Origin of the sequence: Nonomuraea rhodomycinica, assembly GCF_013363995.1 — a bacterium.
GTDB classification, from domain to species: Bacteria; Actinomycetota; Actinomycetes; order Streptosporangiales; family Streptosporangiaceae; genus Nonomuraea; species Nonomuraea rhodomycinica.
This window is the reverse complement of the sequence record NZ_JABWGO010000004.1, coordinates 346965-366760: the sequence shown is the minus strand read 5'-3', so window position 1 is coordinate 366760 and position 19796 is coordinate 346965. Positions and strand designations below refer to the sequence as shown.

Here is a 19796-nt window from a genome sequence, read left to right as displayed (position 1 = left end):
GCCGCGCCCCACGCCCGGGGGCGCGGCCGGCTCCGCTCTTTCCCGGGCCGGTTCCGCCCTGTCGCGGACCGGCTTTCGCGGGGCGGCGGGGTCAGTGCTTCACGGCGCCGGTGACCGTCCTGTGCCGGAAGGTCCGCGCGCCCGCGCGGTGCACGGCCGCCTTGACCAGCCCGAAGATGGCCCCCTGAACCGCCGCGGCGACGAGGACCTCGGTCCAGGTCCGGCCCAGGTCACCGGCGTCGGGCGCGTCGTCCTGGCCGGAGGCCAGCTTCCACACCCGCTTGAACAGCGCGGCCGCCAAGGCGCCGCTGAGCATGCCCATCCCCAGCGACGCGGCTTTCTCCACAGGTTGCATCTCAACTCCTCACGACGGTGTCTGCCCGTGCCCCGTGTCACGGCGCTAAACATGCGCCCGCGGCGGAACGGCCCGATGACGGGAGCCGTCATCGCCTCCAGAACAGCAGGTGGGTGACTCCGCTCGGGCTCGGTACCGTGTCCAGGTGGAAGCGGTCGAGCAGGTCGGCGGGGCTGTCCCACAGTCGTTCGCCTCGGCCGATGTCCACAGGAGCGACGGCGATGTGCATCGTGTCGACCAAATCGGCCTCGATGAACTCCCGGATCGTGGCGACTCCGCCGCCGAGGCGCACGTCCCGGCCGCCGGCGGCCCGCTTGGCGCGTTCCAGCGCCTCGGCCGGCGTCGCGTCGAGGAAGTGGAAGGTGGTGTCGGCCAGGGTGAAGGACGGGCGTAGGTGGTGGGTGAGCACGAACACGGGCGTGCGGAACGGCGGTGTGCCCCCCCACCATCCCCGCCACTCGTGGTCCTTCCAGGGGCCGCGCTGCGGGCCGAACTTGTTGCGCCCCATGATCTCCGCTCCGATGTTGCGGATGTGGTCGCGGGTCATGCAGTCGTCCAGGCCGCGAGTGCCGCCGGGTTCCGTACGGTTCACCCAGCTCGCGGTGGCGCCCGCCCACGACCAGAGCGGGACGGGGTCCGCGTGGCCGAAGGGCCGCTCCAGGCTCTGCCCTTCGCCAGCGCCGAACCCGTCCCGCGAGACGGTGAAACAGTGCACCCTCAACAGCTGCGACATGCGTCCTCCCAGAGGTTGCGTGGGGAACGCCCAGGCCGGGCGCTCCTTCGAGGGGTGGTCGGAGCTGCTGGAGGATTTCTTGCGGTCCGGCACCGCAAGAACGCGGCATCGGCGCCGACTCCATGGTGAGCGGCGCCTCAGGGGGCCGTACGGACTGCCGAAGGAGACGACGTGAAGTTCATGTTGATCATGCACAACAACCCGCAGGTCTGGGACGCGCTGACCGACCAGGAGCGCGAGGAGGTGATGAGCGGCCACGGCGCGTTCATGGAGACCGTCAGGACGTCCGGGGAGATGGTGGGCACCGTCGCGCTGGCCGACCCGTCGCAGAGCGCCGTGGTCAGGGTCCGGGGCGGCGTCCCGGCCGTGACGGACGGGCCCTACCTCGAGGCCAAGGAGTACCTCGGCGGCTACTACCTGGTGGAGTGCGACAGCAGGGAGCGCGCCCTGGAGCTGGCCGCGCTCATCCCGGACGCCGGCGTCGAGGGCGTCGGCATCGAGGTCCGCCCGGTGGTCTACGCGGGCCCGGCGGACGACTGAGCACGGCGGTGAAGTTCCTGCTGAACCTCTATCTGGACGCGGCGGACCCGCCCGGGGAGGGCTTCGACGCGGACTTCCTCGCCGCGGCCGGTCAGGCGGGTGAACTCGTCAGCGCTCACGCCTTCGCCCATCCGTCCATCAGCGCCGTCGTACGGGTCCGCGAGGGCGTGGTGACCGTGACCGAGGGCCCGTACCCGCGGACCTCGGATCATGTCGCGGGCCAGTACGTGCTCGACTGCGAGAACCGGGAACGCGCCGTGGAACTGGCCGGCCTGATGGCGGACGGCCGGTCCGGCGGCGTGGAGGTGCGGCCGCTCATGGACTCGTCCGGGATGGAGATGTGAAAGCGCCGGGCTGGGCCGGGACGGGGCCGTGAGCGCGTCCGAACACGTCGAGGGCCTGCTGCGCGAGCTCGCGCCGCAGGTCCTCGGCATGCTCCTGCGCCGCCACGGCGGGTTCGAGGAGTGCGAGGACGCGACACAGGAAGCGCTGCTGGCCGCGGCCACGCAGTGGCCGTGCGCGGGTGTCCCGGAGAACCCGCGGTCCTGGCTGGTCACCGTCGCCTCCCGCCGCCTGATCGACCAGGTGCGCAGCGAGCAGGCGCGCCGCCGCCGCGAGGTCACCGCGGCGGTCCGGGAGGCGCCCGGCGCCGGCCTCGCCCCGGCCCCCGGCGACGAGCACCCTGGCGGCCACGACGACACCCTCACGCTGCTGTTCCTGTGCTGCCATCCGGCGCTGACGCCCGCCTCCCAGGTGGCGCTCACGCTGCGCGCCGTCGGCGGACTCACCACCGCCGAGGTGGCACGGGCGTTCCTGCTGCCCGAGGCCACGATGGCGCCGCGCATCAGCCGCGCCAAGCAGCGGATCCGGGCAGCGGGCGCGTCGTTCGAGCCGCCGGCCGCCCACGAGCGCGCCGCGCGCCTGGACACCGTCCTGCACGTGCTGTACCTGATCTTCAACGAGGGCTACATCGCGAGCTCCGGCCCCGACCTGCACCGCGGGGAGCTCACCGCGGAGGCGATCAGGCTGACCCGGATGGTGCACCGCTCCCTGCCCGACGACGGTGAGGTCGCCGGGCTGCTCGCGCTGATGCTGCTGACCGACGCCCGCCGCGCGGCCCGCACCACCCCCGACGGCGCCCTTGTCCCGCTGGCCGAGCAGGACCGCGACCGGTGGGACACCGCCCTGATCGACGAGGGCGCGGCGCTGGTCACCGGCGCCATGTCCGCCTCACCGCTCGGCCCGTACCAGCTTCAGGCGGCGATCGCCGCGCTGCACGTCCAGGCCCCGCGAGCCGAGGACACCGACTGGGAGCAGATCCGCATCCTGTACACGATCCTCACCCGGATCGCGCCGAACCCGATGGTCACCCTCAACCACGCCGTCGCGGTCGCGATGACCCGCGGGCCCCGCGCCGGGCTCGAACTCCTGGAGACCCTGGACGGCGATCCCCGGATCGCCCGCCACCACCGCCTGCCCGCCGTCCGCGCCCACCTGCAGGAGCTGGCCGGCGAGCACGCGGCCGCGCGGGAGAACTACCGGCTGGCGGCCCGGCGCACCACGAGCCTTCCCGAACAGCGCTACCTGCGCGACAGGGCGGACGGGCTGGACCGGTAGGCCCCCGGACGGAGTTCCTCCCTCACCGGCGGGCGTAGCGGGCGATGATCACGCCCTTGGGGGTCGTGACGCTGCCGGTGAGCTCGAACTCGGTCAGCGGGGCGGGCCCGTCGAACAGCCGCGCGCCGCAGCCCAGGGTCAGCGGGTGGATCAGCAGCGTGTAGTCGTCGATCAGGCCGGCGGCGTGCAGGCTCCGCACCAGCGACGCGCTGCCGATGATCGACAGGTCGCCGCCCGGCCGGGCCTTCAGCGCCGCCACCGTGCCGGCGGCCTCGCCGCGCAGCAGGACCGAGTTCCGCCAGGCGCCCGCGTCCTCCAGCGTCCTGGACACGACGTATTTCGTGGCCGCGTTCAGGTGCGTGGTGAACGGATTGCCGTCGGTCGCGCGCCCCCACACGGTGCTGAAGTCCTGCCAGGTGGAGCGCCCGAACAGCATGTCCCCCGGCTCGGCCATGCCCTTGGCCAGCTCCTGGCCCATCACCTCGTCGTTGTAGCGCGGGCCCCAGCCGCCGTGGGGGAAGCCGCCGCGGGTGTCCTCGTCCGGACGGCCGAGGCCCTGGACGACTCCGTCGAGGGTGACGAACATCGTGGCCTTGATCGAACGCATCGGCCTGCTCCCTTCCTGCCGCGGGCCGCCCCACGGCGGCCCTCTCACCCCCCACACGAACGGTCACCGGCGCATTCGACACCTCCGCGCCCCTCCACGCCTCCGGAATGACACACGTGCCAGGAGGAGAGCCGCACGCGGCACTCGTGCGCCGCGTCCTTCGTCATCGGCCGCGGGCCGCCGTGAGCACCGCCGGGACGATGGCCAGCGCCAGGACGCCGCCGCCCACGGCCAGGAGGGGGTAGCCGGCGGTGGCCGTGACGAGCCCCGAGGCCATGCCGCCGGCCGCGCCCGCGATGGCGATGGAGACGTCGACCAGGCCCTGGGTCCTGGCGCGGGTGGCCGGCGGTACGGTCTCGGTGATGATCGCGGTGCCGGTGACGAGGCCGAGGTTCCAGCCCAGGCCCAGCAGCGCCAGGGCGACCGCGTACAGGGCGACGGACTCTTCCGGGGCGGTGGCGGCGACGACTCCGGCGGCGAGCAGGGCCAGCGCCGCGGCGGTGGCCGTGACCAGACGGCCGTAGCGGTCGACGAGCCAGCCCGTCACGGGCGAGGGCAGGTACATCGCGCCGATGTGGACGGCGATGACGAGGCCGGAGGCGGCGGCGCCGTGGCCGTTGCCGTGCATGTGCACCGGCGTCATCGTCATGATCGCGACCATGACGAGCTGGGTGACGACCATGACCATCGTGCCGGCCGACACGCCCGAACCGCGTACGTCGTCCGGGTGCGGCCGGTCCGGTTCGGGCCGGGGCGTGGCGGCGCGGGACAGCAGCAGCGGGTCGGGGCGCAGCCAGACGACCAGGATCAGGGCCGCCGCCGCGTAGGCGGCGCCGGCGAGCAGGAACGGCCCAGCCAGGTAGGGGATGCCGAGGTCGGCGGCGAGGTCGCCGGTGGCGGAGGCGAGATTGGGGCCGGCCACCCCGCCCACGGTGGTGGCGACCAGCACGGTGGACACGGCGCGGGCACGGTGCGCGGGGGCCGCCAGGTCCGCTCCGGCGTAGCGGGCCTGCAGGTTGGTGGCGGTGCCCGCGCCGTAGACGAACATCGCGGCGAACAGCAGGACGGGCTCGCCCGCGACGGCCGCGGCGATGACGCCCGCGCTGCCGACCGCGCCTGCCAGGTAGCCGGCGGCGAGGCCGGGACGCCGGCCGCGCGCGTCGGACAGGCGCCCCACGGCGACGGCCGCCAGCGCGGAGCCGACCGTGGACAGCGCGCCGAGCACGCCGGCGAGGCTGGTGGAGCCGAGCATGTCCTGGGCGAGCAGCGCGCCGACGGTCACGCCCGCCGCCAGCCCGGCCCCGCTGAGGACCTGGGCGGCGACCAGGACGATCAGGACGCGGCGCTGCGGGTGGAGGCGCGGGGGGTCGGCGGTCCTGGCGGGCAGGATGTTCCTCACGCGCGGTCGCCGAGACCCACGTGCCCGCCCAGGTCGGGATGGCCGGCCAGGTCCAGGTGGTCGGCGAGGCCGGGGTGGCCGGCCAGGCCCGAGCGGTCGCCCAGGTCCAAGCGGTCGGCCAGGCCGGCGGCGGTGAAGGCGGCCACCAGCTCGTCCCGGCCCTCGGTGAAGTGCGCCCAGCCGTCGTAGTGGACGGGGACCACGCGGCGGGCGCCGAGGATCGTGCAGGCTTCGGCGGCCTGCGCGCTGTCGAGGACGATCAGCGCTCCGTCGAACAGGACGGAGAAGCGGGGAGCCCCGGCGAAGAGGATCGCGGTGTCGACCGGGCCGAAGCGTCCGGCGATCTGCCGGACGGCGTCGAGCGAGGCGTTGTCACCGCTGACGTAGATCGTGGGCAGCCCCTCACCGGTCAGGACGAATCCGACGACCTGGCCGGTGATCCGCTCGACCTCCTCCCGGGCGCCGGGGCCGTGGACGGCAGGTACGCCGGTGACGGTGACCGTGCCCCCTCCGGGGCGGTCCAGGGTGACCGCCTCCCAGTCGGCCAGGCCCCTGGCCCCGTTCCCCAGGCGTCGCCCGCCGCCGGGCGTGGTGAGCGTGAGGGGGACGTCGGCGAGCAGGGCCCGGCCGGAGTGGTCGAGGTTGTCGGGGTGTTCGTCGTGGGAGAGCAGGACCACGTCGACGCGGCCGAGGTCGGCCGGTACGGCGGCGGGTGGCGCCGTCTTCGTCAGCCCGCCGCCGGGCACCTGGTAGTCGCGGGGGGCGTCGAAGGTCGGGTCGGTCAGGAAGCGCAGGCCGCCGTACTCGAACAGGGCGGTCGGGCCGCCGAGAACGCGGACGGGGATGTGGTCGGCGGTGGTTCCGGGCATAGGAGTGACCTCACGGATGAGAAGGGGCTTATCCGTGAATGACGGTAGTGGTGTCTCACGGATGAACGCAAGCCGTAACATGAGAGCCATGAGCGAGCCCCTGACCGCCGCCGAACCCGCGCTGCCGCCCGCGCCCGGCGCGGACGACTACCTCGCCCTCGACTTCGTCAACAGCGCGATCGCGCTGCCCGGAGGGCACTTCGTCGACCTCCTCGGCACGCCCGCGGCGACCAACCGGTGGCTCACGGAGCGCGGCCTCGCCCCCGAGGACGCCGGGGTCCAGGAGATGTGCGCGGCGCAGTTGCGCTCGCTGCGCGAACACCTCAGGGTCCTGTTCGCCGCCCGGACCGGCGGCCTGCCCGCCCTGCCCGCGGCGCTGTCCGCCGTCAACGACGCGCTGAGCAGGGCCCCGTCCGCCGCCCTGCTGTACTGGGACGACGAACGCGGCCCCTACCGCACGGCGCCGTGCCCCACGAACGAGATCCTCGACCGCGCGCTCGCGACACTCGCGGCCAACGCGGCCGACCTCCTCACCGGCCCGGACGCCGACCGCCTGACGCCGTGCGGTTCGACCCCCTGCAACCGTTACCTGCTGCGCCACGGCCGCCGCCATTGGTGCTCCGTCCGCTGCGGCGACCGCGCCCGCGCCGCCCGCGCCTACGCCCGCCGCACCCATCCGAAGACGGACTGACCCGGCATCACCATGGGAACCCCCGCGCGACCACGACCACCGCGCACACATACCCGGCGACCACGTTGAGCGGATCCCATCCCGGCGGCCGTCACGGCATCAGCATGCGCACCGGCTTGCTCGTGGACAGCGACGGCTGGCGGTGTCGATGCGGAACCGGGGCTTTTCAGACTCCGTGCGATGAGTTCGATGAGCGTCGTTCTTCTCGCAGGGGAGCCTCCCAGGTGGCGGTGATGTCGCGGGCCACATCACGTAGGAGGTCGACGAGCATGTCCGCGAGAGGTGTGAGGCTGGCGTCGGCTCTGGTGACGGCGTAGAGCCGGCGGTACGGCCTGGGGTGGGCCAGTTCGCGATGGGTGGTGCCGGGCGCATGGGTCAGGGCCAGGCGCGAGACCAGGGCCACCGCGATGCCTGTGCCGACGAGGGCCTGGGCGACGTCGTAGGACTCGGTCTCGAACCGCACGGTGGGAGTGAAGCCGGCCTCGCGGGCAGCGTCGTGGAACTGCTCGCGGGCGGCATGGCCGGCCAGGATGGAAACCCACGATTCGTCGCGCAGTTGCTCCAGGTGAAGTTCGGTGTCCGCGGGCTGCCCGGTGGCCAGCGGATGGTCGTCGGGGAGAACCACGACCATCGGGTCCGACAGGAGCGAGTGGGCCCGTACGTGTGGGGGCGGGGTGAGCGGCGCGCCCCAGGACGCGACGACGGCGAGGTCCAGGCGCCCCGCGCTGATCTCGTCCGCTCCGCGCCCGGACACCACGTCCATGACGGAGACGTCGGCGTCCGGATGGCGGTGCCGCAGGGCCGTCAGGGCGGGTGGCAGCAGGTGCAGGGCGGCCGCCTGGAACGTCCCGATCCGCAGGCGGAGGGAGAGATGGCCGAGCAGTGCGGCCAGTTCCGCCTCGGCCCTGTCCGACGCCTCCTCCACGGTTCGGCCGTGGGAGGCGAGCAGCGCACCGGCCGCGGTGAGCGTTGCTCCGCGAGGACCACGGAGGACCAGGGGCACCTGCCAGTCGCGCTCGGCCTTGGCCACCTGCTGGGTGACCGCTGCGGGCGTGAGTTTGAGCGCGTGAGCCGCCGCCGTCAGGGAGCCGTGCCGCTCGATCACCGCGAGAAGCCGCAGCTGTCCTGGATCCACCGGCATTCATGAATCTTAACGCTGCACGCTGCTCTTTCAACTTCTCTTAAGGGCGCGAGGCGGGAAGCCTGGTGGTACATCCATCGGCCGCGATCCCCGGAAGGGGTTCTTCTCCCATGCCCACGCATGTGCCCGTTTTCATCGCCACCACCTTGCTGCTGGCGATGCTGCCAGGCGCGAGTCAAGCCCTGATGATCCGGCAGGTCCTGGAAGGCGGCCGACGCACGGTCCGAGGCACGCTCGCGGGCAACGCCAGCGGCTTCCTGCTGTGGTCCACGGCCGCCGCGGCCGGGCTGTCCGCCGTCCTGCTGGCCAGCCCCGCCGCGTACGCGGTGCTCCGGATCGCGGGCGGCGTCGTGCTGCTGATCCTCGGGGTGAGGACGCTACGGACCGCGTTCACCACCGTCTCCACCGGCCCGTCCCCCGAGGGCAGGCGGCGCACCGGCTTCGCGGGCGGATACCTCACCGGCCTGATCACCAACCTCGGCAACCCCAAGGCGGGCGTGTTCGCCGTCTCGGTGCTGCCCCAGTTCGTGACCGCGGAAGGCCCGGTCTTCCTGTCGACCGTCGCCCTGGGAGCCCTGTGGGCGCTCGTCAGCGCCTCCTGGTACATGGTGCTCACCTGGGCCGTCGGCCGAGGGCGCGCCCTGGTGTCGCGGCCGACCGTCCTGCGGGGACTCAGCGTGACCACCGGCGTCGTCCTGCTGGGGCTGGGCGCCGCGGTGGTGGCAGGTGTCTGAGGGCCGGGGCCGGTCCTTCTTCCGGCGCCCGACCGCCCGAGGCATCCGCCGCCGTTCTCTAAGTGCCCGTGTACAAACTGATCGTCAGGTTGATTTGGGAGCTGCGGATCGTGCGAGTCGTCGTCCCATGAGGATGATCATCGCCCACAAGACCATGGCCTCGTGGTGTACGTCTTCACTCCCAGAACGGCCACACCGAGATCCACCACGCGCCCGCCGAAAGAGAGCTCGCTCCCGCCGGTGGTGGCAATCTCACGACACGAGTCATCATCGGTGATCCAGTTGCTCCAGGCCGTCACCCGCAGGCGAGCCGTCCCTTTCTCCAGCACTCGTCTCCCTTTCTTGAGCCGTATGCGACTGCGAGTCTGTTGTGGCCTTGGTCGCATGGTGGCGAACGGGGACGCGGTCGCGACACGCGACTGCGATGTGTCTCGCTGCGAGTTAATTAGAAGCGGTAGTGCGCGATTGTGGTGCCCAGCCTGGAAAAGGTCGTGCTGAGCGCCGACAGTCGGGTCCACAGGCGCAGGGCCGGCGGGAACAGGGCGACCTCGGGCTCCTGGGTGAGCAGGATGTGCCGGATCAGGGTCAGTCGCCGGTTCCACCGTACGGGGTCGAGGCGGTCGAAGCCGGGGGACTTGAAGAGGGGGACCAGGAACCGGCTGCCGGAGTAGTGTTTCGCGGCCCAGACGGTGAATCTGGTGTAGACGTTGAACGCTAACTCCCCGCTGGGGAAATGGCTGGTGAGACGGTCCAGCAGGATGATCATCTCCTGCTCGGAGAGGAAGGGCAGCACGCCGTCGGCGACGACCACGGCGGGGCGGTCGGCAGGTAGGGCCTCTAGCCAACCGGGCTCGGTCAGGTCCGCGCCGATGGCGTGCATGTGCGGCCGCTCGGGGATGGCCCGGTGCCGGGCATCCACGACTTCGGGGAAGTCGACGTCGTACCAGTCCGCTGTGGGTGGAGGGTCGATGCGGAAGGCCCGGGTGTCCAGGCCAGCTCCCAGGTCGATGCCGATCGCGTTGGGATGGCGGGCGATGAACCGCTGCGCGATCTCGTCCAGTTTCTTGGCGCGCTGGGCGATGTCGATGACCGAAGCCGCGCTCCAGCGGAGTTTGCGGTGGTCGTAGCCGGTCTTGTAGATGATCTCGTAGGCCATGCGGTCGCCGAGTATGGGGCGTGGCAGGCGGCTGTCGAGTGCCCGGCCGCACAGCGTCACCCACAGGGTTTCCTGCAGCGGGCTCAAGGTGGGAAGGGTGACTCCCATGATGGCCTCCTGGTTCAGGGGGTGGGCATGTCGCGTCGTCTGAAGCCAGCCAGGCCGACCGCGACGAGAGCCGCAGCGACGACGGTCATGATGATCAGAGGCGCGGCCGCCCTGTCCCCGCCGGGAAGTTTCGGTACGTGCTCGAAGACCGACAGGTCGATGACCCATTGGTCGAGCTGCAACTCCCCGCCGATCCAGCCGAACAGCATGCTCACCATGGCCACGGCGAACGTGCCAGCGACCAGCCGGGGCAGCAGTCCGAACAGCGCGAACGCGATCCCGGTGAACACCCACACCACCGGGAGCTGCACAAGTGCGGCGGTCAGGAGACGGGGCAGCTCACGAGCGACGTCGCCGGTGTTGAGTCCGTGCGCCAGGCCGGCGGCCGCCCCGAAGGCCACCACCCCGAGCGCAGGACCGAGCAGCGCGAAGGCGAAGTGGCTGCCCGCCCAGCGCAGCCGGTTGACCGGCGTGGCCAGCAGGGGCTCGGCCCGACCGTCGCGCTCTTCGTTCCTGAGCAACAGCGCGGACTGGATAGCGAAGCAGGCGCTGACCAGGCCGAGCATGGTCATCATGGGCCCGAGGAACTGGTCCACGAGCGTGCCCGGACCGCCGAGCCGGGCGAGCACCTCTCGCGCCGCGACACCGCTGTTGTCCATCAGCGCGCCGAGGCTCGCCGACATCGCGCCGATCACCAACCCGACCAGCGTGAGCCCCACAACCCTGCTGATCAACGGGCCGCGGTGCAGCCGCCAGGCCAGCGCCAGCGGGCTGCGAAGGCGCGGTCCCGCGGCGGCCGGCCCCAGCCGGGCCTGGAACATGCCACTGCCGAGGTCGCGCCGCGCCGACAGCACTACGGCCAGCGCACTGAGCGCGATGACGGCCGCGGCTGCGGGCGCGAGGACCCACCAACGTTCGCCGCTGTAGGGCCGCAGCGCCTCCGCCCAGCCGAGCGGCGTCAGCCACGACACCCAGGCTGGCCCGTCACCGGTCTGTGCAGCGATGTCCCCGATGCCGCGCAGGATGAGCGCGGCGCCGAGCACGGTGATCCCGATGGCGCGTGCGCCGCCCGCGCCCGTCGTGAGCTGCGCGGTCACGGCGCCGATCGCGGCGAACACGAAGCCGGCCGTCGCGAACCCGAGCCCGAGCGCCAGTGAACCCGCCACCGGCAGGTCCTGGCCGATCAACGCCAGCGCTGACGCCACGCCCAGGACGAGGCTGGCCACGCAGGTGACGATCAGGGCGGCGGCCAGGTTCGCGTGCCGTGCCACCGCGGTCGCCCCGACCAGCTCGCGCCGCCCGGCTTCCTCTTCCGTACGCGTGTGCCGGATGACCGTCAGCAGGGCGAGCAGCCCGACCATGAACGTGACGAATCCCGACCGCCAGGCGACGAGCTCGCCGAGGCTGGAGCCGTTCAGCACGCCGTAGGCGACGGTGAAGGCCCTGGTGTGGACGCTGGTCTCGTAGTAGGCCTGACGAGCCTCGGCCGTAGGGTAGGCCCCGGTGAACGCGCCGACGAACACCACGGGGACCAGGCAGATGGAGACCACCCACAGAGGCAGCAGCCACCGGTCACGCCGCAACACCAGGCGGATGAGCTTCCCGGTGCCGGTCAAGGGGTTCATCGTGCCGCCTCCGCGTGCCTGCCACCGGCGCTCGCGCCCGCGCGGTCGTAATGCCGCAGGAACAGCTCCTCCAGCGTCGGCGGCCGGCTGACCAGGCTGCGCACGCCCGCTGCGGTGAGCTGACGCAACGCCGCGTCCAGCGCGGCGGCGTCGACGCTGAAGCGCACCCGGCCGCCGTCGGCACGCAGACCGTGCACCCCCGGCAGGCCGGCCAGCCCGTCCGGTGAGCCGACCAGCTCGGCCTCGATGGCGGTGCGGGTGAGGTGGCGCAGCTCGGCCATGGTGCCGGACTCCACGGTACGGCCGTCGCGGATGATCGTGACGCGGTCGCAGAGCGCCTCGACCTCGGAGAGGATGTGGCTGGACAGCAGCACCGTACGGTCACCCGCGCGCTGCACTTCCTGGATCGTCTGCCGGAAGACCTCCTCCATCAGCGGGTCCAGGCCGGAGGTGGGTTCGTCAAAGACGAGGAGTTCGGCATCGGAGCACAGCGCGGCGACCAGGGCCACCTTCTGCCGGTTGCCTTTGGAGTAGGTGCGGCCCTTCTTGCGCGGGTCGAGGTCGAAGCGTTCGATCAGTTCGTCCCGGCGCCGCCGGTCGAGGCCGCCGCGCAGCCGACCGAGCAGGTCGATGGCCTCGCCGCCGGACAGGTTGGGCCACAGGGTGACGTCGCCGGGCACGTACGCCAGGCGGCGGTGCAGTTCGCCGGCCTGCGTCCAGGGGTCACCGCCGAGCAGCCGGGCGGTGCCCGCATCGGGGCGCATCAGCCCCAGCAGGATCCTGATGGTGGTGCTCTTGCCCGCGCCGTTGGGCCCGAGGAATCCGTGCACCTCGCCGACCTGTACGACGAGGTCGAGGCCGTTCAGCGCCCGGGTCGGGCCGAACGACTTGACCAATCCGGCCATGGTGATGGCATCGGTCTCAGCCATGATGGATGTCCTTGCGTTGGAAATGATCTCCCTGCTGGGCCTCCCAGGCGGTCCGGGCGGCCTTGAGCATCGTGTCGTCCACGTACATGCCGTGGGTGTAGAGCTCGAGCATGGGTAGCCCGACGCGCTGCAGCACGTCGAGGCCCATCTGCTCGTAGCCGAGCGCCCGCGTCAGGGCCGGCGCCATGGTCAGCGTGGCGAGGCTGATCAGCACGTTGAGTACGGCCAGCGCCCGCACGTCCGAGGAGGGGCGCATAGAGCCATCGGCGATCCCGGTGCGGAAGAGCCCCTCGGTCTCCTCCACCAGCGTGTTGACGAACGTGGTGGCCGCCGAGGAGTCCTCCTCGATCGCGCGTACCATGTATCGCACGTGGAGGCCGTATTCCTCCGGGTCCGCCAGATATTCGCGGGACAGATCCTGCACACCGACCGGGCCGGCGGAGGTCCGGGCCCGCCGTACCAGTATCTGCAGGACATGATCGTCGCAGACGCTGCGCAGATTGTCCTTGCTGCCGAAGTGGCGAATGATCAGGGCGGCGCTCACTCCTGCGGTGGCCGCGATGGCACGCAGGTTTGTCTTCTGGAAGCCATCGTGGGCGAAGTGCGCGATGGCGGCATTACGGATCTTGGCCTGAGCAGTCAGATCCGACGAAAGAGCTGAACACACGTTTACTAGAATAAACACGTGTTCACCGCCAAGGCAACAGGGATCATGTCGTGGTTAGGATGATCTTTCTTCCCGTGAACGTCCCATCGTTCGAGCGCCCGCCCGCGGCATGTTCGCCGTCGCCGGCGTCCTTCAGTGCCCCGTGTACAAACTGATCCCTGCGCTTGCTGCGTGGGGCCAATATCGGGTGAAATCGTGACGCAGCGCGAATGGTCTGCGACATAGAGAGACATTCCGGTAGCAACGGTGATTAGCCCAACCACGCCACCAACCGGAAGGTCTGCCGCCGTTGTACGCCACCGGCCCCATCGCTGTGACGAGGAATGGCAGGTCATCGAGCCACTGATGCCTCGACCGGCCTGGCTGACCGGCAACGGCGGACGATCCGAGAAGTACTGCCGTCGCCTGATCATGGTGCCATCCGGTACGTGGTCGACAACGGCTGCAAGTGGCGCGATCTGCCCGCCGACTTCCTGGTGCCCTGGCGCACCGTCCACGCGACCTTCACCCGCTGGTGGCAGGACGGGGATCTCTACGCCCTCCACAATGACCTGCGCGAACAGGTCCGGATTGCCGACGGGCGCGAGCCGGAACCCAGCGCGGGGATCATCGATTCGCAGTCACTGCGGGCCGCCGAGACCGTCGCCGCCACCTCGCGCGGATACGACGCGGCCAAAAAGGTGCAGGGCACCAAGCGACACGTCATCGTGGACACCCTGAGCCTGCTGCTGGTCGTCATCGTCACCGCCGCCAGCATCCAAGACCGCGACGCTGATCATCCTCATGGGACGACGACTCGCACGATCCGCAGCTCCCAAATCAACCTGACGATCAGTTTGTACACGGGCTCTAAGAGCAGCTAACGCAATGAGGTGAGACGCCGCCAGCAGATCAGCGCGCACGCCAGCTTGAGGAAGGCCTCGTGAATGTCGGCTCGGACTTCCCAGCGGATGCGCAAGCGGCGGAAGGCGTGCAGCAGGGCGAAGGTCTGCTCCACGACCCATCGCTGTTTGCCCAGGCCGGAGCCGTGCTCGGTGCCGCGGCGGGCGATCAGCGGCCGGATCTGTAGCTCACGCACCAGCCGGCGGTACTTGTCGTGGTCGTAGCCGCGATCGGCGAGCACCACGTCGGGGCGCTGGCGGGGCCGGCCGCGCTTGCCGCGCACCTTCGGGATCGCATCCAGCAGCGGGCGCAGCTGGGTGACGTCGTTGCGGTTGGCGCCGGTCAAGATGATGGCGAGCGGGATGCCGGTGGCCTCGGTGATCAGGTGGTGCTTGCTGCCGGGCCGTCCTCGATCGACCGGGGACGGGCCGGTCTGCGCCCCCCTTTTAACGCTCTGATCTGCGAGGAGTCCACCGCAGCGCGGGAGAAGTCGAGTGCGTCGGCGGCCCGTAGCCGATCGAGCAGCACCTCGTGCAGCCGCTGCCAGACGCCGGCCTTGTTCCACTCGGCCAGCCGCCGCCAGCACGTCATGCCCGAGCCGTAGCCGAGCTCTTGGGGCAGGTGCTCCCAGGCGATCCCGGTGTGCAGCACGAACAAGATGCCCTGCAAGGCCAGCCGGTCATCCAGCCGCTTGCGTCCCGGATGCCGAAAGCGCCGCTGACGCTGCGGCAACAACGGCTCGATCAACGCCCAGAGCTCGTCGCTGACCTCCCACGGCTTCAGCTTGGCCACCCACGCCCCTCTCGCTCGGCTACAGCGAGAGATCAAAGCACAACAAAGATCATTCTGTTAGGCGCTTTAAGAGCCGTGTACTCCTGGCCATGTCCGAGCGCGTTCCGACCAGTAGATGAGGTCGTGTCGGTTGGCCACGCAAGACGGATGCTCGACTCCTAGAAGGCGCTCCCGTACGAGTAGCAAGGTAGCGAACTGGTCGCGAGCAGTCGCCGCATCCCCTGCCTCCCCCGTCCAGCCCGCGAGTTGGTGCCGGGTCGCCAGGGTATGGCGGTGCTTGGCACCCATGACGCGCTCATATAAGGGAAGCAGGGTGGCGAACTGGTCCCGGGCACTGGCCGCATCCCCCGCTTTCCCTGTCCAGTAAGCGAGGTTGTGCCGAGTGACGAGCGTGGACGGGTGCTCGGCGCCCAGGACACGCTCACGTACAGGCAGCACGGCGGCGAGCTGGTCGCGCGCCGCCGTTGCGTCTCCCGCCTGCCCCGTCCAACGGGCAAGGTTGTGCCGGGTCGCCAATGTGGATGGGTGCTCGGCACCGAGGACGCGCTCGCGTACAGGCAGCAAGGCCGCGAACTGGTCACGCGCCGCGGTCGCGTCTCCCGCCTGTCCCGTCCAACGGGCGAGTTGGCTTCGCGTGATCAACGTTTCGGGGTGCTCGGCTCCTAACAGGCGCTCGCGTACGGGGAGAAGAACGGTGAACTGGTCGCGAGCGGTGATCGAATTCCCGGCCTGTCCAGTCCAGTGGGCGAGTTGGCTTCGCGTGGCCAGCGTGTCGGGATGCTCAGCTCCCAGAACCCGCTCCCGCACAGGGAGAAGGGCGGCGAGCTGGTCGCGAGCGCCCGCCGGATCCCCAGCCTCACCCGTCCAATGAGCGAAGTCATGCCGAGCGGTCAAGGTTTCCGAGTGCTCGCCGCCGAGGACGCGTTCGACTACAGGAATCAGGGCAGTGAGTTGGTTGCGGGCGGCAGCCGCGTTCCCGGCCTGTCCCGTCCAACGACCCAGACGGCATCGGACGGACAGAGTCTGTGGGTGCTCCGGCCCAAGGCGCGTGAGCTCGCTGTCATGTATCTGCTGGCACAAAGTCCTGGCAGTGCGGTAGTCCCCGCTGAAACCGAGGAATTGCGTCATAGCGAACAGGGCTGGCGAGCTGAGGGGTAGGACGGCGCGAGCGTGCGGTAGAAGTTGGGCGAACCGTGGCCATGTGCCCGGCTCGTCCGGCCGTTCGGGTATGACGGCTGTCAGGAGAGCCCCGGCGGCGCACCGCCAGATGTCGCGCTGGTCCGGGGTGAGCTGGTCGAGAGTGACGGCTTGGACCAGGCGGTGCACCGATACCGTTCCGCCAACGGGCCGGTTGATGAGGCAGTACCGGCGCAGCGCCGTTACCGCTGCGTTGACTGCCAGGTCGCCGTGAGGCAATGCGAGCGGCTCGGTGATGCCATCGCTGCCGCTGTCGAGCAGGCCCTGGGGATTGAACCGGTCGGTCGGGGCGAGCAGCAGCCGGTAGGGGACGGCCTCCGGTGCGTAGCAGGCCAGCAACCGCAGCAGCGCGATCGCTTGCGGGCTGGTCTGGGTCAGGCGGTCAAAGGCCAGACGCCAGGTAGAGGCGACCCGCTGCTCGTAACCCCACGCTTGCCCCTGGTCGAGCAGGTCGGCGCGCCTGTCGCGCAGCAGACCGAGATACTCGGCCAGGGTGATGCCCGAGTCGGAGATGTACGCGCCGGCCTGCTCCAGCGCCAGCGGTAGCGCGCCCAACTCGTCCACCAGAGCGGCGGCGGCATCCTCGTCATGGTCACCACTGCGATCGAGCAGGAAGGCTGTGGCAGACGCGGCCTCAAGTATCGGCAGTTCCATTCCGTGCTTCGGGGGCCAGTGGCCGGAACGGCTAGTGATCAGGACGTGTCCGTTGCCGGCGGGCGGCAGGAAGCCTCGGAGGGCTTCGGCGTCGGGGGCGTTGTCCAAGATCAGCAGCCATCGACAGGGACGAGCGGCCAGCGCGGCGTGGACCTGGCGCACCGGATCGGCCGTCTCGCCTGGCGGGCGTAGCCCGAGTAGAGCGGCCAGATCGGCGAACGCAGCCGACAACACGGCCTCATCCTCAGCCGCCACCTGCCATACCAGCTCATAGGCATGTTGGTAGCGGTGACCGTACTCGGCGACAACGCTGGTCTTGCAGACCCCGCCCAATCCGTGTACGGCGACCAGGCACGGTAGAGCCTCGGCAGCCGACAATCGCTCATGGAGATCAGCTAGGACCTCATCACGTCCGGCTAACTGCGGTGGGCGCGGAGCCAGCTGCACCGGGCGGGTATCCACCGGCGGGCGCGCTGGCAGATGCACACCGCCAACCGTGCCCACGAAGCCGCCGGTAATCGCGACTGCTCCGTCACCGGTCATCGCCGGAGCCATGACCATGCCGCCTGACACGTGATCATCGATCACCGACGAACCCGCCACTGAAGATGTGGGCGGTGAAGCATCCGCTGAAGGCCCGAGAGCGCGTAGCTGCATCCACAATGCCGCGCCGCCCAACAATGCTCCGACCGCCATGCTCACCACACTGGCCCGTTTGTCGAGGACGTCCAGCACTTCAGGCGGAAGGTGCAGAGGGTCAGCGAAGAAGAACCCGACCAGCCCCGTCCCCACCGATACCAAGGACACCGCCGCCCCAGCCCGAGCTAACGTCTGCGCCCGGCCGCGCTTCACCAGCGCACCCTCAGGAGTCTTCTCCGGGGAAGAACCCGTCACCGTCCCATCGTGCCGCGGAAGCAAACCTCTGCCCAGGGCCTAGCGCGAAGAGGGCGCATCAGGCACCCGCTCATCCTGCGAAGGAACGCAGGTGTCTCCCTCCCCAATGCGGAGGTCGCTGCCTACCTCGCCCACGCGCTCGATGGTGCACCATAGGCACATGCCGGACACGGTTGTTGAGATCCACGTTCCGTTGCAGGAATCCCCAGGAGGTCCCGATTACGCGCCTCCGTTTCCCTGGATCGACGAGATCGAAGAGTTCTTGTTCGAGATGGAGCAACAGGGGCACGCCAAGGTGTTCGACGACGGCGAGGAGTTTGCAGAGGTTTACGTCTTCTTCATCGCTGGTGCTGCCGAAGATGCTCTTCTGGCTGTCGCCTCTCGCGTGGCGGCACTCGATGGGTGCCCAACGGTGTGTTTGCTGTCGTCGCCGACGACGAAGCTGAAGAGTTCGGCTTGGGACGCCGCGTAGAGTTGCCCTCGCCCTGACACCACAGGTCGGATATCTTGCTCCACGCCCCCGGTGACCTTGGTTCACTGGCTGAAGTGGCGAGGACCCCGGCATGTGCCCAGCTAGGGCCTGGCGCTGTTTCTCATCAAACCGTGGCAGGCGATGGCAGCCGCAGCCACCACGTTGAGCGAGTCCACCCCGGCGGCCATCGCGGTCGGGCTCATCGGGATGCACACCGCCTCGTCGGCCTCCTCCAGCCACCGCGACGACAGCCCGTCTCCTTCCGACCCGAGCAGCAGCGCCACCCGGTCGGTCATCTTCACCTCGTCGAGCGGGGTGACCGACTGGTCAGGGGTCAGGGCGAGCGTCTGGTAGCCCGCCTTCCGGATCTCCTCCAGCCCGGTGAACCAGTCGTCCATCCGCGCGTACGGGATCGAGAACACCGCCCCCATCGACACCTTCACGGCACGGCGGTACAGCGGATCGGCGCACCGAGGAGACAGGATGATCCCGTCCACCCCCAGCGCCGCGGCGCACCTGAAGATGGCGCCGACGTTCGAGTGGTCGACGAGGTCCTCCAGGACGAGCACGCGCCCGGACGAGCCCCCCTCCAGGACGCTCTCCATCGACGGCAGCGGAAGGCGGGCCATCGAGGCCAGAGCCCCCCGGTGCACCTGGAAGCCGGCGATCCCCGACATGAGCTCGTCGCTGACCACGTACACGAGCGCGTCCCCGAGCACGTCCGCCAGCGACTCCAGCCAGCGGCGCGTGGTCAGGACGGAGCGGATCGGGTAGCCGGCGCCGATCGCGCGCCGGATGACCTTCTCCCCCTCGGCCAGGAACAGCCCACGGGAGGCTTCGAGGCTCTTGCGCAGCTCCACGTCGCGCAGCCGGGTGTAGTCGGCCAGGCGCGGGTCCGCCGCGTCGGTCACGTACTCAAGCACCTTCTGATACTGCCATGCGCCGCGTGACCTGCCAGACCACCGCGTAACACAGGAGCACCAGGCCGAGGCCGACCAGGGTGCCGGCGCCGACCTTGGTGATGACGCTGGGCAGGCCCAGCTGGGGCGACGGCGGATCGACGACCGGCCACAGCAGCGCCCCGGCGATCGTGCCGACCGAGGCCGCGCCGAGGACGTAGAAGCGCACGCCGGACGGGATGACCAGCCGCTCCGGCGGGGCGACGGCGGTGATCCGCGACAGGCGCCGCCAGGCCCACCACACGACCACGGCCAGCCCGACGACCGACGAGCCGTACTGGAGCAGCCGGAACAGCCTGATCACGCCGAAGACCGACACCTCCAGCCAGGGACCCCAGCGCTCCGGGCCGCGGGCGTGGGTGAAGGAGTCCCACAGGACGTGGCTGGCCGCGCCGGTCATCGCCCCGAGGACGACGGGCAGCAGCCGGAAGCCGCGCCACGACGGCAGGAGGGTGGCGGCGCGGCCGGCGAGCGCCGGCGGCAGCAGGGAGATCAGCGGGTCCCGCATCACGACGTGGAACAGGAGGAGCAGCACGAGCACGGCCACGGTGTCGATGGTCAGCACGCCGCGCAGCGAGTGCCAGTCGCTGTAGTCGGGCAGGAACGGCAGGAAGATCGGCAGGTCGGGCACCATGGCGCCGATGGCCAGCGCCCAGGGGTCGAGCACCTTGCGGACGCGCGACGACGACGCCAGTGGAAGCACCGCCGCGATGTGGCTCGGTGTGAACGGCACGGCCTGTCAGTCCTCCCGTGAGTCCCCGCGATTCCCGTGGCC

The 19796-nt window shown here is 70.5% G+C and carries 21 protein-coding genes; 7 read left to right on the top strand and 14 right to left on the bottom strand.

Annotated elements, in window-relative coordinates:
* Positions 1–91: 91 nt before the first annotated feature.
* On the bottom strand, positions 92–355 hold the full coding sequence (locus tag HT134_RS20370; protein WP_175601997.1) for a DUF4235 domain-containing protein: 264 nt from the start codon (positions 353–355) through the stop codon (positions 92–94).
* A gap of 88 nt (positions 356–443) precedes the next feature.
* Complete coding sequence (locus HT134_RS20365; protein ID WP_175601996.1) at positions 444–1088, bottom strand: dihydrofolate reductase family protein; 645 nt, start codon at positions 1086–1088, stop codon at positions 444–446.
* Between the two features lie 180 nt (positions 1089–1268).
* Between HT134_RS20365 and HT134_RS20360 the strand changes: the two genes are divergently transcribed.
* From HT134_RS20360 to HT134_RS20350, 3 genes are read left to right on the top strand one after another with little or no spacing between them, the layout of a single operon-like run.
* Entirely contained in the window at positions 1269–1628 is a 360-nt protein-coding gene (locus HT134_RS20360; RefSeq protein ID WP_217708169.1) for a YciI family protein, read from the top strand.
* A gap of 8 nt (positions 1629–1636) precedes the next feature.
* Positions 1637–1972 (top strand): YciI family protein, encoded by a 336-nt coding sequence (locus HT134_RS20355; protein ID WP_312888264.1) that lies wholly within the window; start codon positions 1637–1639, stop codon positions 1970–1972.
* Positions 1973–2000: 28 nt separating this feature from the next.
* Positions 2001–3245 (top strand): RNA polymerase sigma factor, encoded by a 1245-nt coding sequence (locus HT134_RS20350; protein ID WP_175601994.1) that lies wholly within the window; start codon positions 2001–2003, stop codon positions 3243–3245.
* Between the two features lie 22 nt (positions 3246–3267).
* Here HT134_RS20350 and HT134_RS20345 read toward each other — a convergent pair whose 3' ends face one another.
* The 3 genes from HT134_RS20345 to HT134_RS20335 form a co-directional block, all read right to left on the bottom strand.
* Positions 3268–3852: a dihydrofolate reductase family protein gene (locus HT134_RS20345; protein WP_175601993.1), complete on the bottom strand. Its 585-nt coding sequence runs from the start codon at positions 3850–3852 to the stop codon at positions 3268–3270.
* Positions 3853–4015: 163 nt separating this feature from the next.
* On the bottom strand, positions 4016–5251 hold the full coding sequence (locus tag HT134_RS20340; protein ID WP_175601992.1) for an MFS transporter: 1236 nt from the start codon (positions 5249–5251) through the stop codon (positions 4016–4018).
* On the bottom strand, positions 5248–6120 hold the full coding sequence (locus HT134_RS20335) for an MBL fold metallo-hydrolase (protein WP_175601991.1): 873 nt from the start codon (positions 6118–6120) through the stop codon (positions 5248–5250). Before HT134_RS20335 ends, HT134_RS20340 begins: the two co-directional genes overlap by 4 nt.
* An 88-nt stretch (positions 6121–6208) precedes the next feature.
* On the opposite strand from HT134_RS20335, the gene HT134_RS20330 reads away from it, so the two are divergent.
* A complete protein-coding gene (locus HT134_RS20330) occupies positions 6209–6811 on the top strand; it encodes a CGNR zinc finger domain-containing protein (RefSeq protein ID WP_217708110.1) in 603 nt (200 codons plus the stop codon).
* Positions 6812–6977: 166 nt separating this feature from the next.
* Here the strand turns inward: HT134_RS20330 and HT134_RS20325 are convergent, their stop codons facing one another.
* Positions 6978–7952, bottom strand: a complete 975-nt coding sequence (locus tag HT134_RS20325) for a LysR family transcriptional regulator (RefSeq protein ID WP_175601989.1) — start codon at positions 7950–7952, stop codon at positions 6978–6980.
* Between the two features lie 110 nt (positions 7953–8062).
* Here HT134_RS20325 and HT134_RS20320 point away from each other — a divergent pair, with 110 nt between their 5' ends.
* Entirely contained in the window at positions 8063–8686 is a 624-nt protein-coding gene (locus HT134_RS20320) for a LysE family translocator (protein ID WP_175601988.1), read from the top strand.
* 445 nt (positions 8687–9131) lie between these two features.
* Here the strand turns inward: HT134_RS20320 and HT134_RS20315 are convergent, their stop codons facing one another.
* Genes HT134_RS20315 through HT134_RS20300 form a run of 4 tightly spaced genes read right to left on the bottom strand, consistent with a single transcriptional unit; the run spans position 9132 to position 13171 of the window.
* The gene (locus HT134_RS20315) at positions 9132–9950 is read right to left on the bottom strand and encodes a class I SAM-dependent methyltransferase (protein ID WP_175601987.1); all 819 of its coding nucleotides are present in this window, start codon (positions 9948–9950) and stop codon (positions 9132–9134) included.
* 14 nt (positions 9951–9964) lie between these two features.
* Positions 9965–11575 carry an ABC transporter permease gene (locus HT134_RS20310; RefSeq protein ID WP_175601986.1) on the bottom strand — a complete coding sequence of 537 codons (1611 nt, stop codon included), beginning with the start codon at positions 11573–11575 and terminating at the stop codon, positions 9965–9967.
* On the bottom strand, positions 11572–12504 hold the full coding sequence (locus HT134_RS20305) for an ABC transporter ATP-binding protein (protein WP_175601985.1): 933 nt from the start codon (positions 12502–12504) through the stop codon (positions 11572–11574). Before HT134_RS20305 ends, HT134_RS20310 begins: the two co-directional genes overlap by 4 nt.
* A complete protein-coding gene (locus HT134_RS20300; protein WP_175601984.1) occupies positions 12497–13171 on the bottom strand; it encodes a TetR/AcrR family transcriptional regulator in 675 nt (224 codons plus the stop codon). Before HT134_RS20300 ends, HT134_RS20305 begins: the two co-directional genes overlap by 8 nt.
* 428 nt (positions 13172–13599) lie before the next feature.
* Here HT134_RS20300 and HT134_RS20295 point away from each other — a divergent pair, with 428 nt between their 5' ends.
* Entirely contained in the window at positions 13600–14034 is a 435-nt protein-coding gene (locus HT134_RS20295) for a transposase (RefSeq protein WP_175601983.1), read from the top strand.
* Here HT134_RS20295 and HT134_RS20290 read toward each other — a convergent pair.
* Together HT134_RS20290 and fxsT are read right to left on the bottom strand one after the other, a co-directional pair.
* Positions 14031–14836 (bottom strand): IS5 family transposase gene (locus tag HT134_RS20290; protein WP_376768102.1). Its coding sequence is split into 2 segments (ribosomal slippage): positions 14031–14488 and positions 14488–14836, totalling 807 coding nucleotides; the frame shifts between segments, so codons are not numbered across the junction. The two genes, HT134_RS20295 and HT134_RS20290, sit on opposite strands and share 4 nt — an antisense overlap.
* A 75-nt stretch (positions 14837–14911) precedes the next feature.
* Positions 14912–17590 (bottom strand): FxSxx-COOH system tetratricopeptide repeat protein, encoded by a 2679-nt coding sequence (gene fxsT / locus HT134_RS20285; RefSeq protein ID WP_175601982.1) that lies wholly within the window; start codon positions 17588–17590, stop codon positions 14912–14914.
* A gap of 160 nt (positions 17591–17750) precedes the next feature.
* Between fxsT and HT134_RS20280 the strand changes: the two genes are divergently transcribed.
* Positions 17751–18062, top strand: a complete 312-nt coding sequence (locus HT134_RS20280; protein ID WP_217708109.1) for a hypothetical protein — start codon at positions 17751–17753, stop codon at positions 18060–18062.
* Between the two features lie 101 nt (positions 18063–18163).
* Here HT134_RS20280 and HT134_RS20275 read toward each other — a convergent pair whose 3' ends face one another.
* Positions 18164–18985, bottom strand: a complete 822-nt coding sequence (locus HT134_RS20275; RefSeq protein WP_175601981.1) for a TrmH family RNA methyltransferase — start codon at positions 18983–18985, stop codon at positions 18164–18166.
* Complete coding sequence (locus HT134_RS20270; protein WP_175601980.1) at positions 18978–19754, bottom strand: DUF4184 family protein; 777 nt, start codon at positions 19752–19754, stop codon at positions 18978–18980. Before HT134_RS20270 ends, HT134_RS20275 begins: the two co-directional genes overlap by 8 nt.
* Between the last annotated feature and the right edge of the window lie 42 nt (positions 19755–19796).

Excerpts from the sequence above, each read along its gene's own strand:
- HT134_RS20310 (WP_175601986.1), bottom strand. The coding sequence starts at position 11,575 with ATGAACCCCTTGACCGGCACCGGGAAGCTCATCCGCCTGGTGTTGCGG.
- HT134_RS20315 (WP_175601987.1), bottom strand. The coding sequence starts at position 9,950 with ATGGGAGTCACCCTTCCCACCTTGAGCCCGCTGCAGGAAACCCTGTGG.
- HT134_RS20330 (WP_217708110.1), top strand. The coding sequence starts at position 6,209 with ATGAGCGAGCCCCTGACCGCCGCCGAACCCGCGCTGCCGCCCGCGCCC.
- HT134_RS20325 (WP_175601989.1), bottom strand. The coding sequence starts at position 7,952 with ATGCCGGTGGATCCAGGACAGCTGCGGCTTCTCGCGGTGATCGAGCGG.
- HT134_RS20280 (WP_217708109.1), top strand. The coding sequence starts at position 17,751 with ATGCCGGACACGGTTGTTGAGATCCACGTTCCGTTGCAGGAATCCCCA.
- HT134_RS20305 (WP_175601985.1), bottom strand. The coding sequence starts at position 12,504 with ATGGCTGAGACCGATGCCATCACCATGGCCGGATTGGTCAAGTCGTTC.
- HT134_RS20320 (WP_175601988.1), top strand. The coding sequence starts at position 8,063 with ATGCCCACGCATGTGCCCGTTTTCATCGCCACCACCTTGCTGCTGGCG.
- HT134_RS20360 (WP_217708169.1), top strand. The coding sequence starts at position 1,269 with ATGTTGATCATGCACAACAACCCGCAGGTCTGGGACGCGCTGACCGAC.
- HT134_RS20345 (WP_175601993.1), bottom strand. The coding sequence starts at position 3,852 with ATGCGTTCGATCAAGGCCACGATGTTCGTCACCCTCGACGGAGTCGTC.
- HT134_RS20370 (WP_175601997.1), bottom strand. The coding sequence starts at position 355 with ATGCAACCTGTGGAGAAAGCCGCGTCGCTGGGGATGGGCATGCTCAGC.
- HT134_RS20365 (WP_175601996.1), bottom strand. The coding sequence starts at position 1,088 with ATGTCGCAGCTGTTGAGGGTGCACTGTTTCACCGTCTCGCGGGACGGG.
- HT134_RS20335 (WP_175601991.1), bottom strand. The coding sequence starts at position 6,120 with ATGCCCGGAACCACCGCCGACCACATCCCCGTCCGCGTTCTCGGCGGC.